This is a genomic window from Vibrio sp. THAF190c, from assembly GCF_009363355.1.
Taxonomy (GTDB): Bacteria; Pseudomonadota; Gammaproteobacteria; order Enterobacterales; family Vibrionaceae; genus Vibrio; species Vibrio fortis_A.
Genome location: NZ_CP045338.1, coordinates 478,815 through 493,430 on the forward strand (window position 1 = coordinate 478,815; position 14,616 = coordinate 493,430).

General features: G+C 45.9%; 11 protein-coding genes. All 11 read left to right on the forward strand.

Translation table 11 applies throughout. From position 1 onward, the window contains the following. Positions 1 to 12: 12 nt before the first annotated feature. The 11 genes from ftsW to carA all read left to right on the forward strand — a co-directional run bounded on the left by ftsW (position 13) and on the right by carA (position 14,610). Positions 13 to 1,209 (forward strand): cell division protein FtsW, encoded by a 1,197-nt coding sequence (ftsW, locus tag FIV04_RS02175; protein ID WP_150895840.1) that lies wholly within the window; start codon positions 13 to 15, stop codon positions 1,207 to 1,209. A gap of 7 nt (positions 1,210 to 1,216) precedes the next feature. After that, positions 1,217 to 2,278, forward strand: coding sequence for an undecaprenyldiphospho-muramoylpentapeptide beta-N-acetylglucosaminyltransferase (gene murG / locus FIV04_RS02180; protein WP_152468144.1), 1,062 nt, complete (start codon positions 1,217 to 1,219; stop codon positions 2,276 to 2,278). Positions 2,279 to 2,291: 13 nt separating this feature from the next. Then, on the forward strand, positions 2,292 to 3,752 hold the full coding sequence (murC, locus tag FIV04_RS02185; RefSeq protein ID WP_152468145.1) for a UDP-N-acetylmuramate--L-alanine ligase: 1,461 nt from the start codon (positions 2,292 to 2,294) through the stop codon (positions 3,750 to 3,752). 194 nt (positions 3,753 to 3,946) lie between these two features. Further along, complete coding sequence (locus FIV04_RS02195) at positions 3,947 to 4,726, forward strand: cell division protein FtsQ/DivIB (RefSeq protein WP_032553120.1); 780 nt, start codon at positions 3,947 to 3,949, stop codon at positions 4,724 to 4,726. Then, positions 4,719 to 5,987 (forward strand): cell division protein FtsA, encoded by a 1,269-nt coding sequence (gene ftsA / locus FIV04_RS02200; RefSeq protein WP_032553121.1) that lies wholly within the window; start codon positions 4,719 to 4,721, stop codon positions 5,985 to 5,987. Before FIV04_RS02195 ends, ftsA begins: the two co-directional genes overlap by 8 nt. A 30-nt stretch (positions 5,988 to 6,017) precedes the next feature. Then, on the forward strand, positions 6,018 to 7,247 hold the full coding sequence (gene ftsZ, locus FIV04_RS02205) for a cell division protein FtsZ (RefSeq protein ID WP_152468146.1): 1,230 nt from the start codon (positions 6,018 to 6,020) through the stop codon (positions 7,245 to 7,247). A gap of 95 nt (positions 7,248 to 7,342) precedes the next feature. Beyond that, positions 7,343 to 8,260 (forward strand): UDP-3-O-acyl-N-acetylglucosamine deacetylase, encoded by a 918-nt coding sequence (lpxC, locus tag FIV04_RS02210; RefSeq protein WP_032553123.1) that lies wholly within the window; start codon positions 7,343 to 7,345, stop codon positions 8,258 to 8,260. 379 nt (positions 8,261 to 8,639) lie between these two features. Further along, complete coding sequence (gene secA, locus FIV04_RS02215) at positions 8,640 to 11,366, forward strand: preprotein translocase subunit SecA (RefSeq protein ID WP_032553124.1); 2,727 nt, start codon at positions 8,640 to 8,642, stop codon at positions 11,364 to 11,366. A gap of 309 nt (positions 11,367 to 11,675) precedes the next feature. Further along, positions 11,676 to 12,074, forward strand: a complete 399-nt coding sequence (gene mutT / locus FIV04_RS02220) for an 8-oxo-dGTP diphosphatase MutT (RefSeq protein ID WP_152468147.1) — start codon at positions 11,676 to 11,678, stop codon at positions 12,072 to 12,074. A gap of 89 nt (positions 12,075 to 12,163) precedes the next feature. Continuing rightward, positions 12,164 to 12,988, forward strand: coding sequence for a 4-hydroxy-tetrahydrodipicolinate reductase (gene dapB, locus FIV04_RS02225; RefSeq protein ID WP_172974216.1), 825 nt, complete (start codon positions 12,164 to 12,166; stop codon positions 12,986 to 12,988). 482 nt (positions 12,989 to 13,470) lie between these two features. Then, positions 13,471 to 14,610 (forward strand): glutamine-hydrolyzing carbamoyl-phosphate synthase small subunit, encoded by a 1,140-nt coding sequence (gene carA / locus FIV04_RS02230; protein WP_032553126.1) that lies wholly within the window; start codon positions 13,471 to 13,473, stop codon positions 14,608 to 14,610. Positions 14,611 to 14,616: the final 6 nt, after the last annotated feature.

The window sequence follows — 14,616 nt, forward strand, 5'->3', positions numbered from 1 at the left end:
GACTGGAACCCAGTGCAGAAAGTGAGACAGCTCAACCACTCAATTTGGCAATGGCTTAACCGCTCTACGCCAGAGGCGCTTTATGATCGTCAATTGGTCTGGATCGCGCTTGGGCTGATGCTGACTGGGTTGGTAATGGTGACGTCTGCTTCGTTCCCAATCAGTGCTCGTTTAACCGATCAGCCTTTTCACTTTATGTTCCGCCATGCGATCTTTTTGCTGCTCGCGTTGGGAGTATCCAGTGTGATATTGCAAATCCCGATGAAGCGCTGGCTTCAATACAGTATGTATCTACTGGGATTATCCTTTTTCTTGTTGATAGTGGTATTGGCTGTTGGTAAGTCGGTGAACGGCGCATCGCGTTGGATTCCTTTGGGGTTATTCAATCTCCAGCCTGCCGAAGTGGCAAAACTGTCGCTGTTTATCTTCATGGCCGGTTACTTGGTTCGTAAGCAAGACGAAGTGAGAAAGACCTTCTTCGGTGGTTTTGCTAAACCCATTATGGTGTTTGGTGCCTTTGCAGTGTTGCTACTCGGCCAGCCCGACTTAGGTACGGTGGTTGTAATGCTGGTGACTCTGTTTGGCATGCTGTTCATTGCCGGTGCAAAACTGTCGCAGTTTATCGCTCTTATGGTTGCTGGTGTGGCTGCGGTTGTTGGCTTGATTGTGATAGAGCCTTACCGTGTGCGACGTGTGACTTCATTCTGGGAGCCCTGGAATGATCCATTTGGTAGTGGCTACCAGTTAACACAATCTCTGATGGCATTTGGTCGTGGGGATTGGATGGGGCAAGGCTTAGGCAACTCGATTCAAAAACTTGAGTACTTACCGGAGGCGCATACCGACTTCGTATTCGCTGTACTTGCCGAAGAGCTCGGTTTTGTGGGTGTGACCTTGGTATTGATGCTGATCTTCAGTCTGGTTTTCAAAGCGATTTTTATTGGTAAGAAAGCCTTTGAAAACGATCAGGTGTTTAGCGGTTATCTCGCTTTTGGCATCGGTATTTGGTTTGCTTTCCAAACCTTGGTTAACGTTGGTGCGGCATCGGGTATCGTACCGACCAAGGGCCTGACTCTTCCACTGATCAGTTATGGTGGCTCCAGCTTGATCATCATGTCAGTCGCGGTATCTATGTTGCTGCGGATTGACCATGAATGTCGCCTAATAGAACAACAGGATGCTGAGCATCAGAACGAACTAAATGAATAGTAACAGCATGAAAAAGAACAAAAGATTATTGGTGATGGCTGGTGGTACCGGCGGTCACGTTTTTCCAGGCTTAGCGGTCGCTAAAAAGCTACAGCAACAAGGTTGGGAGATTCGCTGGCTAGGTACGGCTGATCGTATGGAAGCGGATCTGGTGCCAAAGCACGGTATCGAGATTGATTTCATTAAGGTGAAAGGGCTGCGAGGCCAAGGCATCGCTAAGTTAATTAAAGCGCCTTTCCAAATTATTAATGCCATACTTCAAGCAAAGCAACACATTAAGGCGTGGCAGCCAGATGTGGTGCTTGGCATGGGTGGCTATGTGAGTGGTCCAGGTGGCATCGCAGCTTGGTTATCGGGTATTCCAGTAGTGCTGCATGAGCAGAATGCAGTGGCCGGTTTAACCAACCAATGGCTATCTAAGATCGCGAAAAAGGTGTTTCAAGCGTTCCCGGGCGCATTCCCTAGCGCGGATGTTGTGGGTAACCCGGTACGTGAAGATGTTGTTGCATTGCCTGAGCCAAGTGAGCGCATGGCGCAACGTGACGGTGATATCCGTATCCTAGTTATGGGCGGTAGCCAAGGTGCCAAGATCCTCAATGATACCTTACCAGTGGCTTTGGGCCAGCTTGGTGAAGGCTTCACAGTGATGCACCAAGCAGGCAAAAACAATCAACAGCAAGTGATTGAACAATATAATTCTCATTCTGTGAACAATGTTCAAGTGACTGAATTTATTGATGATGTAGCGCAAGCCTATGCATGGGCAGATCTATTAGTGTGTCGTTCAGGTGCGTTAACAGTGTCTGAAGTCTCTGCTGCAGGTGTTGGCTCTATCTTTGTGCCTTTCATGCATAAAGACCGCCAGCAAGCGCTTAATGCCGATCACTTAGTTGATTGCGGCGCTGCGTTGATGATCGAACAGCCAGATCTAACGGCAGAAAAGCTAGCGAATACTATCGCTCAGCTAGACAGAAATGAATTAAAAACGATGGCAACAAAGGCACGCCAAGCGGCGAAGCTGGACGCTGATGTGACCGTCGCTAAAGCCATTCAAGCTTTAGCAAAATAACGAGATAAATTTGATGACGATTGAACATACGCAAGACTTAGCGCAGATCCGTGCAATGGTGCCAGAGATGCGCCGAGTGAAATCTATCCACTTCATCGGTATTGGTGGCGCAGGTATGAGCGGGATTGCTGAAGTCTTGCTAAACGAAGGCTACCAGATTACGGGTTCTGATATTGCTCAAAACCCAGTAACAGAGCGTTTGGTTAGCAAGGGTGCAACGGTCTACATTGGCCATCAAGCGAGTAATGTTGCTAACGCAAGTGTGGTGGTTGTTTCGACTGCAATCAACGAAGAGAACCCAGAGATCGTTGCGGCTCGTGAAGCACGCACACCGATTGTACGTCGTGCAGAGATGCTCGCAGAGCTAATGCGCTTTCGTCATGGTATTGCCGTGGCTGGTACGCACGGTAAAACAACCACGACGGCTCTGGTTACACAGATTTACTCTGAAGCGGGTCTTGATCCAACCTTCGTTAACGGCGGTCTGGTAAAAAGTGCGGGTACTAATGCTCGTCTAGGCTCAAGCCGCATCTTGATTGCAGAGGCTGACGAGAGTGATGCATCATTTTTACACCTGCAACCTATGGTAAGCATCGTGACCAACATCGAAGCTGACCATATGGATACCTACGGTGGTGACTTCGAAACGTTAAAGCAGACCTTCATCGACTTCCTACACAACCTGCCGTTTTACGGTCAGGCTGTCATGTGTGTTGATGATCCAGTGGTACGTGAGCTTATCCCTCAAGTAAGTCGCCAAGTGATCACTTACGGTTTCTCTGAAGATGCTGATGTGCGTATTGAGAACTACCGCCAAGAAGGTCAACAAGGCAAATTCACGGTAGTTCGTGAAGGCAAAGCGAATTTGGATATCACACTTAACATCCCAGGACGCCACAATGCATTGAATGCATCAGCTGCGATTGCTGTAGCTACAGAAGATGACATCAGCGATGAAGCAATCCTGAAAGCAATGGCTGGCACTCAGGGTACTGGTCGCCGTTTTGATCACTTAGGTGAATACGAAACTGGTAAAGGTGTGGCAATGCTGGTAGATGATTACGGTCATCACCCAACTGAGGTCGACGTGACCATTCAAGCAGCACGCAGTGGTTGGGAAGATAAGCGTCTGGTTATGATATTCCAACCGCACCGTTATAGTCGCACCCGAGATCTGTTCGATGATTTTGCTAACGTTCTTGAGCAGGTTGACGTTTTAATTTTGCTTGATGTCTACTCAGCAGGTGAAAAACCGATTGCTGGCGCTGATGGCCGTGCGTTGAGCCGAACCATTCGTGGCCGCGGTAAAATCGACCCTATTTTTGTCTCAGACATTACTGCGCTACCTTCGACGTTAGCCAATGTTATCCAAGGTGGTGACCTCGTGTTAACACAAGGCGCAGGCGATGTTGGCCGTGTAGCGAAACAGCTTGAAGCGCTGCAGTTAGACATTAATAAAATGCAGAGCGCTTAATAGAATAAGTTCTCACATACTGTGGTCGAGCGCTCACTTCTTGCGCTTGACCCAAATTTAACCAAAAATCTGATTATCAACGTTTGATAGTTTGATTTTGCTCAGTATAATTCATAGGTTAAAGTAAGTGCTTTTACCTCTATTACGAAAAGATAGGGAATAGAATTGCGAACCAACGACAGGGACTGCGGGTTTTGGTAGAAAGTACTTTCAGCGAAAACCGCCACCTATTCAGCTTACCATCGTTAAAGAAACACGCCCTTGGTGGTTCTTTTCTGATTTTGGTAGTGCTTTTCATTGGGTTTCTTTTCTATACCACTCTGAGTTGGATGTGGGACGATCAACGATTGCCCCTCTCTAAAATTGTACTTCAAGGCGACTTAACATATGTCTCCGCCAGTGATGTTCAGCATGCGTTTAGCCAGCTTGAACATATTGGAACCTTCATGTCTCAAGACATTGATGTGTTACAAGACAGTTTAGAGGCACTTCCTTGGGTATCTGTTGTCTCTATTCGTAAGCAATGGCCTGACACGATTAAAGTTTTTCTGACTGAGCATCAAGCTGCCGCGATTTGGAACGGCAACATGCTGCTAAACGAAAATGGCGATGTGTTTAATGGAGATATAGGCCAACTTGAAGGTGACAGAGTCAAACTCTATGGCCCTCAAGATTCGAGTCAAGAAGTGATCGCCAAGTGGCGTCAGATTACCCCGCTGATCAATAGCGTGGGATTGAGTGTCACTTCATTGGTTCTGAATGAACGTAGAGCATGGCAAATCATCCTAGACAACGGCATTCGCCTAGAGCTAGGTAAAGATTCTTTAGATGAGCGTGTTGAGCGCTTTATTTCGCTTTATAACGAGTTAGGTGATAAAGCGAATCGAGTGAGCTACATCGACCTCAGGTATGATACGGGAGCCGCTGTAGGCTGGTTTCCAGAGCAAGAGTTAGAAGAGAGTACAGATGACTAAGGCCGCAGATGACAACATAATTGTTGGTCTTGATATAGGCACTGCAACCATATCAGCTCTAGTAGGTGAGGTACTGCCTGATGGTCAAATCAATATCATTGGATCTGGGCAGAGCCCATCCAGAGGTATGGATAAAGGCGGTGTTAACGACCTAGAGTCGGTAGTGAAATCGGTTCAGCGTGCTATTGATCAAGCGGAACTGATGGCTGAATGCCAAATCAGCAATGTATTTATCTCACTATCGGGTAAGCACATCGCAAGCCGAATTGAAAAAGGCATGGGCACCATCTCGGATGAGGAAGTGTCACAAGACGATATGGATCGAGCAATCCATACCGCGAAATCAATTAAAATAGGTGACGAGCAGAGAATTCTGCACGTGATTCCACAAGAATTTACCATCGATTACCAAGAGGGAATTAAGAACCCACTTGGCTTATCTGGGGTTCGAATGGAAGTGAGTGTTCACCTGATTTCTTGCCACAGCGATATGGCGAGAAACATTATTAAAGCTGTTGAACGATGTGGTCTCACAGTAGAGCAGATCGTGTTTTCAGGGCTTGCCTCAAGTAATGCGGTAATCACTGAAGACGAGAGAGAGCTTGGAGTGTGTGTGGTTGATATTGGTGCAGGGACGATGGATATCTCCATTTGGACCGGTGGTGCACTGCGACACACAGAAGTCTTTTCCTACGCAGGAAATGCAGTAACCAGTGATATTGCCTTCGCATTCGGTACACCCGTAAGTGATGCCGAAGAGATCAAAGTAAACCACGGTTGCGCTCTGAGTGAACTCGTAAGCAAGGATGACTCAGTTAACGTCCCAAGTGTTGGTGGTCGACCATCTCGTAGTTTGCAAAGACAGACACTTTCTGAGGTGATTGAACCACGTTATACAGAATTAATGGGGCTTGTTAACCAAACTATTGATACTGTTCAACTACAGTTAAGAGATGAGGGTATTAAACATCATCTTGCTGCCGGTGTAGTTTTAACTGGTGGTGCTGCACAGATTGAAGGATTAGTAGAGTGTGCGGAACGCGTTTTCCGCAATCAAGTTCGAGTGGGTAAGCCGTTAGAAGTTAGTGGCTTAACCGATTATGTTAAAGAGCCGTATCATTCTACGGCGGTTGGTTTACTTCATTACGCAAGAGACTGCCAAATAAACGATGAAGGCGATTACAGCGAACCAAAGCGTAGCGCGCCTTCGATGACAGGTTTGTTCGGTAAATTGCGTAATTGGATACAAAAAGAGTTTTAACCTGAGTTGCAGGAAAAACGGAGATAACACATGTTTGAACCGATGATGGAAATGTCTGACGATGCAGTAATTAAAGTCGTTGGAGTTGGTGGCGGTGGCGGTAACGCTGTTGAGCACATGGTACGTGAGTCAATTGAAGGTGTTGAGTTCATTAGCGTAAACACTGATGCTCAAGCACTTCGCAAAACTAGCGTGAGCAGCGTGATCCAAATTGGTGGTGACATCACTAAGGGTCTGGGCGCTGGCGCAAACCCACAAGTTGGCCGTGATGCAGCTCTCGAAGACCGAGAAAGAATTAAAGAAGTTCTAACTGGCGCCGATATGGTATTTATCGCAGCTGGTATGGGTGGTGGTACAGGTACTGGTGCCGCTCCAGTGATTGCTGAAGTAGCAAAAGAGCTGGGCGTACTAACAGTCGCTGTTGTAACTAAGCCATTTAGCTTCGAAGGTAAAAAGCGTCTAGCGTTTGCTGAACAAGGTATTGAAGAGCTTTCTAAACATGTGGATTCATTGATTACGATTCCAAATGAGAAGCTACTGAAAGTACTGGGTCGTGGTGTAACACTACTAGAAGCATTCGCAAGCGCGAACGATGTTCTTAAGAACGCGGTTCAAGGTATTGCTGAGCTAATTACTCGCCCTGGCATGATTAACGTCGACTTTGCGGACGTACGCACTGTAATGTCGGAAATGGGTCATGCAATGATGGGTAGCGGCATCGCGAAAGGCGAAGACCGTGCAGAGGAAGCGGCTGAAACGGCAATTTCTAGCCCATTACTAGAAGACATCGACCTAGCGGGCGCTCGTGGTGTGCTTGTTAACATCACAGCTGGTCTAGATATGCGTCTAGATGAGTTCGAGACCGTAGGTAACACAGTTAAGGCCTTTGCTTCTGATAATGCAACAGTAGTAATCGGTACTTCTCTAGACCCAGATATGACGGACGAAATCCGCGTAACTGTGGTAGCAACAGGTATTGGCACTGAGAGAAAGCCAGACATTACGTTAGTTGCTGGTGGTAAAGCAAAAGTGGCTTCGGCGCCTCAACCACAAGCTGCAGTACAAGCTACACCAAAAGTGGAAGAGAAAGTGGCACAGCCATTGCAAGAAAAAACTGAGGTTAAACCTCAAGTGAAACCACAGCCAACAACGTCACCTGTTTCTTCAGGTACAGGCGCTAGCCAAAGTGCAGCACCTAAGCCAGAAAAAGAGAGTGGGTACTTAGATATTCCAGCATTCTTACGACGTCAGGCTGATTAACAAACAACCAATATTTGACTATAGTCAATTTAGTGGTAAAATTCGCGGTCGGTAAATACTGGCCGTGATTTGTAGCACTGATAAGAGGCAGGCAGATGATCAGACAACGTACTCTGAAAGAAATTGTGAAAACAACTGGTGTGGGTCTCCACTCTGGTCGTAAAGTCACACTTACTCTTCGCCCGGCAGCTGCAAATACAGGCATTGTATATCGTCGTACCGATGTAAACCCTCCTGTAGATTTCCCAGCTGATCCAGCTTCAGTTCGTGACACTATGTTGTGTACAGCGCTTGTAAACGATGCAGGTGTGCGTATTTCAACGGTTGAACACTTGAATGCAGCATTAGCAGGTATGGGTATCGACAACATCATTGTTGAAGTAGATGCTCCTGAGATTCCAATCATGGACGGTAGTTCAAGCCCGTTTGTGTATCTAATCCAGCAAGCTGGTGTGGAAACTCAAAATGCAGCGAAGCGTTTTATTCGTATCAAAAAGCCAGTACGCTTTGAAGACGGTGATAAGTGGGCAGAGTTTGTACCATTTAACGGCTTCCGTATGGACTTCGAGATCGACTTCAACCACCCAGCGATTGAAGCTGATGAGCAGCGTCTTCTGTTTGACTTCTCTTCACAAGGTTTTGTTAAAGAGATTTCTCGCGCTCGTACTTTCGGCTTCATGCGTGACATCGAATACCTACAATCTCAGAACCTAGTTCTAGGTGGTAGCTTTGATAACGCTATCGTGCTTGATGAGTACCGTATTCTTAACGAAGAAGGTCTTCGTTTTGATAACGAGTTTGTTACTCACAAAGTGCTGGATGCGATTGGTGACCTTTACATGTGTGGACACGCTATCATTGGTGAGTTCCGTGCATACAAATCGGGTCACGGTCTAAACAACCAACTTCTACGTGCAGTTCTTGCTGATGCAGAAGCTTGGGAATGGGCAACATTCGAAGAAGAAGCAGGCTCACCAGTTGCCTTTGCAGAACCAGGAATGGTTTTAGCATAAAACTGCAATCAAAGATTTTAAAAACCAGGCAATGCGCCTGGTTTTTTTGTATCTGTAATAAAGCTAAAGTGCGATAAAGCATTGGAATAAGCGTTAGGCTAGCCTTGAGGTTGTTTATTCCATCGGCAATTGGTAATAAAAGTTCAAACCACATCAAACAAATGACCTCATAAATGGTCGTTGAGGTGAAAATTACTTACACTAGATGCCAATAATTTTAACTCAAGCCTTGAAAACTCTACTCTCCAACACAATATCAGAGGTACTAGATTTATCTCAGTATCCTTGGTTCGTAACTAACACTAGTTCACAACTGGTAGAGACTGACGGCATTTAAAATAGATCGCGGACGATCTGAGAACGAAGAGATTCCAAGCACATGATTACTAAGCTGCTGACAAAGGTAATTGGCAGTCGCAATGACAGAACACTGCGCCGCCTTAGAAAGATTGTAAAAGAAATTAATAACTACGAACCAACGTTTGAGGCTCTGTCTGATGAAGAGCTAAAAGCAAAAACTGTTGAGTTCCGTGAGCGCTTAGACAAAGGTGAAACACTAGACCAACTTCTGCCAGAAGCATTCGCAACAGTACGTGAAGCATCTAAGCGTGTTTACGGCATGCGTCACTTCGACGTTCAGCTGATTGGTGGTATGGTTCTTAACGCTGGTCAAATCGCAGAGATGCGTACTGGTGAAGGTAAAACACTAACAGCGACTCTACCTGCTTACCTAAACGCACTTCCAAGCAAGGGTGTTCACGTTGTAACGGTGAACGACTACCTAGCGAAGCGTGATGCTGAGACAAACCGTCCTCTATTTGAATTCTTAGGCATGACCGTTGGTGTTAACGTACCAAACATGGCTCCACCTGAGAAAAAAGCGGCTTATCAAGCGGATATCCTATACGGCACAAACAACGAATTCGGTTTTGACTACCTACGTGACAACATGGCTTTCCGCGCGGAAGACCGTGTACAACGTGAACGCTTCTTCGCAGTTGTCGATGAAGTGGACTCAATCCTAATCGATGAAGCTCGTACTCCTCTTATTATCTCTGGCCCAGCCGAAGATAGCTCAGATCTTTACACTCGAATCAACACACTGATTCCTCACCTAGAACTTCAAGATAAAGAAGATTCAGAAGAGTACCGTGGTGAAGGTCACTACACCATGGACGAGAAGTCTAAACAGGTTCACCTGACTGAAAACGGTCAGGAATTTGTTGAAGAGCTAATGGTGAAAAATGGTCTAATGGAAGAAGGCGACACGCTTTACTCTCCAACCAACATCAGCCTACTACACCACGTTAATGCAGCACTGCGTGCACACGTATTGTTCGAGAAGAACGTAGACTACATCGTTACTGAAGAAGGCGAAGTGGTTATCGTTGATGAACACACTGGCCGTACTATGCCTGGTCGTCGTTGGTCTGAAGGTCTGCACCAAGCGGTTGAAGCGAAAGAAGGCGTTAAGATTCAGAACGAAAACCAAACTCTGGCTTCGATCACTTTCCAGAACTTCTTCCGTCTATACGAAAAACTGTCAGGTATGACAGGTACGGCAGATACAGAAGCATTCGAATTCCAATCGATCTACGGCTTAGAAACAGTGGTTATCCCAACCAACAAGCCTATGGTTCGTAACGATATGCCTGACGTGGTTTATCGTACTGAAGCTGACAAGTTCAATGCCATCATTGAAGACATCAAAGAGCGCGTTGCCGCAGGTCAACCATCGCTGGTTGGTACGGTTTCTATCGAGAAATCTGAACTGCTGTCGAACGCTCTGAAAAAAGCCAAAATTAAGCACAACGTACTGAACGCGAAGTTCCACGAAAAAGAAGCAGAAATCGTAGCGCAAGCAGGTACGCCAGGTGCAGTGACTATCGCAACTAACATGGCTGGTCGTGGTACCGACATCGTGTTAGGTGGTAGCTGGCAAGCAGAAGTTGAAAAACTACAAGATCCAACTCAAGAGCAGATCGACAAGATCAAAGCAGATTGGAAAGTGGTTCATGACAAAGTACTAGAGTCTGGTGGTCTACACATCATCGGTACTGAGCGTCACGAATCTCGTCGTATCGATAACCAGCTACGTGGTCGTTCTGGTCGTCAAGGTGACGCAGGTTCTTCTCGTTTCTACCTATCAATGGAAGACTCGCTACTGCGTATCTTTACATCTGATCGTATGGCTGGTCTTATCCAGAGCGGTATGGAAGAGGGTGAAGCGATTGAATCTAAGATGCTATCTCGCTCTATCGAAAAAGCACAACGTAAAGTTGAAGGTCGCAACTTCGATATCCGTAAACAGCTTCTAGAATACGATGACGTAGCGAACGATCAGCGTAAAGTGGTTTACGAACTGCGTGATGAGCTAATGAGCTCTGAAGACATCAGCGAGATGATTGAACACAACCGTGAAGACGTGTTCACATCGGTTATTGATGAATACATCCCGCCGCAATCACTAGAAGACATGTGGGATATCCCAGGTCTTCAAGATCGTCTGAAGAACGATTTCGACCTAGACTTTGATATTCAAGGTTGGTTAGACGAAGACGATAAGCTATACGAAGAAGCGTTACGTGAACGCATCCTAGGCATGGCTGTTGATGTTTACAAACAGAAAGAAGAAGTGGTCGGTGAACAAGTTCTGCGCAACTTCGAGAAGTCTGTCATGCTACAAACTCTTGATGGTTTGTGGAAAGAGCACTTGGCGGCAATGGATCACCTTCGTCAAGGTATTCACCTACGTGGTTATGCACAGAAGAACCCGAAACAAGAGTACAAGCGCGAGTCGTTTGAGCTGTTTGAAGGTCTACTAGAAGTGCTTAAATCTGACGTGATTACTATCCTTTCGAAAGTTCGAGTTCAACAACAAGAAGAAGTAGAGAAGATGGAAGCGCAGCGTCAAGCTCAAGCGGAAGAGGCTGCGCGTCGTGCACAAGCTCAACACGCTTCAGCTGAAAACCAACTATCTGATGGTGAAGAGTCAGCAGAAGGGCATCAGCCAGTTGTACGTGATGAGCGCAAAGTTGGCCGTAATGAGCCATGTCCATGTGGCAGCGGCAAAAAGTACAAGCAATGTCACGGTAAAATCGCGTAAGTTTAATGAATCGTTGCTGTAGCGCATGATAGCTGCGTTGGTGGTACTCACTTACAGTCGTAAGCTCCGTGCCACCGCCTTGCTCTCAAGCACTACAACTTAGCTTCATAAAACTGACAAATAGAATATAAAGAGTCGCTTAGGCGGCTCTTTTTGTATGTGAAAATAATAAGGTTTCGATAGCGTCATCCTCGAGAGTGAGGGACGAGCGAGTCGGGGATCTTTCGAACTAACAAAAGAGCAGATTCCCTATCTAATTCGTTCCTCATTGTAGGGAATGACGGTAGAGACATAGAAGGAACACCATCAATGAAAAGAATCCATATTGTAGCGGGCATTATCTTCAATCAGGATAAATCGGAAATCTTTATTACCAAACGTCCGAGTGACAAACACAAAGGTGGCTTTTGGGAGTTTCCAGGCGGTAAGGTTGAAGAGGGCGAGACCATTGAACAAGCCATGGTTCGTGAGCTAGATGAAGAGATCGGAATTACAGTGACAGAGCAGAGCTTGTTTGAACACCTAGAGTTTGATTATCCAGAAAAGTCTCTTAAATTTGATTTCATCTGTGTTACTGCTTTCGAGCAGGAGCCTTATGGCAAAGAAGGACAACAAGGACAGTGGGTTTCTATTGAAGCATTGCCAAACTACGAATTCCCAGAAGCAAACGTGCCGATTTTACAGCGTGTAGTAAAAGAGTACTCGTAAGGGCTAGCCTGAGTCTGAGATTGTTGTTAGTTTAAAGAGATAGTGAACTTGAGTCGTTCTGCGAATGTATGCAGGGGACAAACCAAACAATGGAGATAAATGCAGTGGTAAGAATTGCAATTGCAGGAGCAGCAGGTCGCATGGGCCGTAACTTGGTGAAAGCTACTCACCAAAACAAAGATGCGACGGTTGGTGCTGGTTCAGAGCGCCCAGAGTCATCGCTGGTCGGTGTCGATATCGGTGAGCTGTGTGGTGAAGGTCGTTTTGAGGTTGCCCTAGTTGATGATCTAGCAAAAGTGGTAGAAGAGTTTGACGTGATCGTCGACTTTACTGCGCCTGTCAGCACTCTAGCGAACATTGAACTGTGCAAGAAGCATGGCAAAAAGCTCGTGATTGGTACAACCGGCTTCTCTGAAGAAGAGAAACAAGTGATTGCCGCTGCGTCTAAAGAGATGCCAATTGTTATGGCTCCTAACTACAGTGTTGGTGTGAACCTAGTATTTAAGCTGCTTGAGAAAGCGGCAAAAGTAATGGGTGATTACTGTGATGTTGAAATTGTTGAAGCGCACCATCGTCATAAAGTCGATGCGCCATCAGGCACTGCGATTGGTATGGGCGAAGCGATCGCGGGCGCTATGGGTAATGATCTGAATGACGTTGCGGTTTGGGCTCGTGAAGGCATTACCGGTGAGCGCACTAAAGATGAGATCGGTTTTGCAACCATTCGTGCCGGCGACATCATTGGTGAGCACACAGCAATGTTTGCAGATATCGGTGAGCGTGTCGAAATTACCCACAAAGCAACGGATCGTATGACTTTTGCTAACGGTGCGATAAAGGCGGCGGTTTGGTTGGATAGCAAGCCAGCAGGCTTTTATACCATGACAGATGTGCTTGGTTTGAACGAACTGTAAATAGATAATTATGCGCTGGCAATTGCCGGCGCTTTGTTTATTTAGCCAATTCTAATGATAATTAAACTTAACTAAGGTGGTGGAAATACGCTTAGTTTATTGTGTTTTTTGTCTTGTTTTGGTTGTTTTTTGTTTGAGATTGCCTTTATTTCTTGTTTCCTCTTGTTATTTAACGTTTGCGCTTTCTTATCAATATTTCTATCACTCTAACTTAGAGTGAAATGATAACGAGAGTTGAAAAAATCTCAATTTCCCCTCGTCACCCCTGTAAAACTAGTACTTTTGAAGCTTTAAAAGAGAAAGTTGGATAAGTGGCTACAAATGTTTAATTTCTTTTGCGTTAAATGTTGACACAAATCACGGGCATCACTAAAATACCGCCAATTTGTCTAATTTCCATAAACACGCAGTTTTGGGTGTTGCAGGAAGGTAGATTTGCAAATTAAATCAATTTTAATGCATTTTTATTTCTGGAGGTTGTCTTGAAAAAGTCAGCATTGCTAGTCCTAGAAGATGGGACAGTATTCCACGGTGAATCCATTGGCGCAGACGGTTCTGCTGTTGGTGAAGTCGTTTTTAATACCTCGATGACGGGGTACCAAGAAATCCTCACTGATCCTTCCTATTCTCAACAAATTGTAACTCTTACTTACCCTCACATTGGCAATACCGGAACCAATTCCGAAGACGAAGAATCCTCTTCAATCCACGCTCAAGGCCTTGTGATTCGCGATCTCCCTCTTATCGCTTCTAACTTCCGTAATGAACAATCCCTTTCTGATTACCTAAAGTCGCAAAACGTTGTTGGTATCGCTGATATCGATACTCGTAAGCTGACGCGTATTCTTCGCGAGAAGGGTGCTCAAAACGGTTGTATCGTAGCGGGTAACAACATCGACGAGGCTCTAGCGCTGGCTAAGGCTAAAGAATTCCCTGGCCTAAAAGGTATGGACCTTGCGAAAGAAGTTACAACAAAAGAAGCGTATCAATGGAAACAAGGTTCGTGGACGCTTACGGGTGGACTTCCTGAAGCGAAAGCAGACTCAGAATTGCCATATCACGTTGTTGCCTACGACTTCGGTGCAAAACGCAACATCTTGCGCATGCTTGTTGACCGCGGCTGCCGCCTAACAGTTGTTCCAGCTGAAACATCAGCGGAAGAAGTTCTAGCACTGAACCCAGACGGTGTTTTCCTTTCAAATGGCCCTGGTGACCCAGAACCATGTACTTACGCGATTGAAGCGACAAAAGTATTCCTAGAGAAAGGTCTACCAATCTTTGGTATCTGTCTTGGTCACCAAATCCTAGCGCTAGCTTCGGGTGCTAAGACGGTGAAGATGAAGTTTGGTCACCACGGTGCAAACCACCCAGTTAAAGATTTAGATCGTGATGTTGTGATGATCACTTCACAAAACCACGGTTTTGCTGCAGATGAAGAGACGCTGCCTGAAAACCTACGTGCAACGCACAAGTCGCTATTTGATGGTTCTCTACAAGGTATCCACCGCACAGATAAGCCAGCATTCAGCTTCCAAGGTCACCCAGAAGCGAGCCCAGGTCCAGAAGACGCGGCACCGCTTTTCGACCACTTCATTGAACTAATTAAACAGCACACAGCGTAATTCGGA